2 protein-coding genes and 3 tRNA genes are annotated in these 3,056 nt (G+C 47.7%); 4 read left to right on the top strand and 1 reads right to left on the bottom strand.

What is annotated here, in order from left to right:
• Positions 1–43 precede the first annotated feature (43 nt).
• From speE to Q3886_RS09720, 4 genes are all read left to right on the top strand, one after another.
• Entirely contained in the window at positions 44–892 is an 849-nt protein-coding gene (gene speE / locus Q3886_RS09735; RefSeq protein ID WP_301861263.1) for a polyamine aminopropyltransferase, read from the top strand.
• A gap of 123 nt (positions 893–1,015) precedes the next feature.
• Positions 1,016–1,091: transfer RNA gene (locus tag Q3886_RS09730), tRNA-His, on the top strand.
• Position 1,092: 1 nt separating this feature from the next.
• A tRNA-Gln gene (locus Q3886_RS09725) sits at positions 1,093–1,167 on the top strand.
• A gap of 5 nt (positions 1,168–1,172) precedes the next feature.
• Positions 1,173–1,248: transfer RNA gene (locus tag Q3886_RS09720), tRNA-Lys, on the top strand.
• A gap of 138 nt (positions 1,249–1,386) precedes the next feature.
• On the opposite strand, the gene Q3886_RS09715 is transcribed toward Q3886_RS09720, so the two are convergent.
• A complete protein-coding gene (locus Q3886_RS09715; protein WP_301861262.1) occupies positions 1,387–2,859 on the bottom strand; it encodes a sodium:proton antiporter in 1,473 nt (490 codons plus the stop codon).
• Positions 2,860–3,056 lie beyond the last annotated feature (197 nt).

The following is a 3,056-nucleotide window of genomic DNA, read 5'->3' as shown; positions in this document are numbered from 1 at the left end:
ATCTATGATACAATAAAATAAAACATAATACAGGAGGGTACGTATGAAAGAGTTTGTTACAGAACACCAGTCGCCGCATCTGGATCTGACGGCAGAGGTTTCACGTATATTGTATAAAGGAAAATCGGAATTTCAGGATATTATCGTTGCCGATTCACTGGAATTTGGCCGCATGCTCGTCCTGGACGGCGTGTTTCAGACTTCGGACAAGGATGAATTCATGTATCATGAAAGTATTGTCCATATTCCGCTGTTTTTGCATCCCCAGCCCAAAAATGTCCTGATCATCGGCGGCGGTGATGGCGGTGCTGCCCGGGAAGCAGTGCGCCATCCGGAAGTAGAGCATGTTACGATGGTCGATATTGACGGCAAGGTTATTGAACTGTCCAAGAAGTACTTTCCCCATATTGCCAAGGCCATGCTGGAACAGAATCCCAAACTGACCGTAAAAGTAGGTGACGGCATTGCTTTCATGAGAGAAGCGGAAAATTTCTATGACGTTATCATCGTCGATTGTTCTGATCCCGTCGGACCTGGCGAAGGACTGTTTACGTATGAGTTTTACAAAGATACGTACAAAGCACTGAAAGAAGACGGCCTGTTTGTTCAGCAGACGGAATCGCCGTTTATGCACCGCAAGCTCGTACGGGATATTAAGGACTGCGTATCCGATATATTCCCCATTACACGCCTGTATACGGCATTTATCCCCTTGTATCCGACAGGGATGCACTGCTTTACCATGGGCTCTAAAAAATATGATCCCCTCCAGTGGGAACCGAATCGGAAACGGACGTTCCCGACGAAGTATTATAATGAAGGTATTCAGCGCAGTGCCTTTGTCCTGCCGAATTTTGTCAAAGACGTTTTGTACGGAGAAAAAGACCGGTAGGATTTGCGTATAAAAAATTGTAAAAAAGGTGTTGACAGACAGGTTGGAACAATGGTAAAATAATCTACGTTGACGACGGTCACGGCGAATAAGTTCGCAGTTGTCAGCGTAGATTACAATATGGCGGGTATGGTGAAGTGGTTAACACGGCGGATTGTGGCTCCGTTATGCTAGGGTTCGAATCCCTATACTCGCCCCATAGGGGTATAGCCAAGTGGTAAGGCACCGGACTTTGACTCCGCTATGCGCTGGTTCGAATCCAGCTACCCCTGCCAGCCATGATTCATTAGCTCAGCTGGTAGAGCACCTGACTTTTAATCAGGGTGTCCCGAGTTCGAATCTCGGATGGATCACCAAAGGGAAACCGTCTCTGTAAAGAGACGGTTTTTTTGTGTTTGTGTTACGGTGTCATTGGAATGGACTGGCGTGCCGGCCTCTTATATATGAAAAAGCCCTCGCTGCGGCGAGGGCTTTTCTCCGGTATGGCTGCGTTGTTACCATACATGGAATTTAAAGATAAAGAAGACAATCGTGTCAATAATAAAGGTCGGAATCAGGATTGCACAGGACCACATCATATACCCGAAAAAGCTGGGCATTTTAATCTTGTTTTCTTCAGCAATGGACTTAACCATAAAGTTCGGTGCATTGCCGATATACGTATTGGCACCCATGAATACGGCGCCTGTAGAAATGGCTTCCAGCATGATCTGTGATACCATGCCGACAGAAGTATGAATTCCTTCAACAGCACCGAGAGCGCCGGCAGTTTGCAGAAAGACCAGATAGGTCGGTGTATTGTCCAGGAAAGAAGAAAGCAAGCCTGTAGCCCAGAACATCTGCCACGGTTCGGACAGACCCAGTTCAGCACCATGGGTTTTCAGAATCAGCAATGCCGGTATCATAGTGATGAAGATGCCGATAAACAGCTTGGCAACTTCGGCAATAGGGGCGTACGTAAATTCATTGAGCTGGCGAATAGACTGTTTTGTTGTTTTCAGCGACAGGAAAGCGGCCAGCAGAATGAGTACAATTTCGACGATAATCGCATAGGGCAGGACGATTTCATCATAAATGGGAAGGCCTGCGCCGTTGGCAAAGAAGGCAAATTCTTTAGGCAAGATGCCGTTGGCAACAACGCCGACAATGATCAGAGCGATGAACAGAATATTGTGAGCCCCTTCAATGTGGATCGGTTCCTTTACGGCATTGTCCTGGCCATCCTGGGGGCTGCGGCCTTCAGCCAGTTCCTTGTTGTAAAAATGTTTATCCATGAGGAAGAATATGGTGAATAAGATGATCATATTCAGGAGCAGCATGGGGAACAGGTAGAAGGTCCATGTAAAGGGAACGCCGCGCTGAAAGCCCATAAACAGCGGCGGATCGCCTAAAGGGGTCAGGCTGCCGCCAATGTTGGCGACGAGGAAAATGAAGAAGACAATGATGTGGACTTTCCGTTTACGCCAGGCATTGGCTTTGATAACCGGGCGGATGAGGAGCATGGCAGCGCCGGTTGTGCCGACCCAGCTGGCCAGGAGCGTGCCGATGAGCAGCAGGAGGGCATTGACCTTAGGCGTACCGGCAAGGGTGCCTTTTACGGCAATGCCGCCGGCAACGACAAACAGACCTAATAAAAGGACGATAAACGGAAGGTAATCGAGCAGCACTGATTCAAGCAGCCGGAACAGTGCTTCGCTGACGCCGTATGCAGCGGCAAAGGGAATAATAAAGACGAGAGACCAGCCGATGGCTACATTGAGCATGTTTTTTTCCCACCAGTGAGGCTTCACTAACGGACAAATGGCAATGGACAGCAACATGCCTACGAAGGGAATGATGCTCCACGTCGGCAGCAGTGCGCCAATGGCTTCATGTGCTTCATGAGAGCCGCCGCTGGCCAGGACTGCCGGCGCAAATGCAAAGAGGAATGTCAGCGCCAGGTAAATGGGACGCAGTACAGATTTCATACGATACCGCCTTTCTTAAAAAATAAAAGGAAAAAATCTTGAGAATCACCCATATTATAGCATAGGAACGTGAAAGTTTATACTCTTTTCCGGGACCGTAATGGGGAAAATGATAAAAGTAACGGCACACAGCAAGAAAAATACATTTTTCTTGTGTGAAAAAGAAGGAAATTTGAGTCCCATAGAGAATATATACA

The sequence above is a fragment of the uncultured Megasphaera sp. genome (assembly GCF_958350005.1).
Lineage (GTDB): Bacteria > Bacillota > Negativicutes > Veillonellales > Megasphaeraceae > Megasphaera.
Note: the sequence above shows the minus strand (reverse complement) of the source record. Positions and strands in the feature narration are given on the sequence as shown.

What these genes read in the sequence shown, in the direction of transcription:
- speE (WP_301861263.1), top strand. Translation starts at nt 44, where the DNA reads ATGAAAGAGTTTGTTACAGAACACCAGTCGCCGCATCTGGATCTGACG.
- Q3886_RS09715 (WP_301861262.1), bottom strand. Translation starts at nt 2,859, where the DNA reads ATGAAATCTGTACTGCGTCCCATTTACCTGGCGCTGACATTCCTCTTT.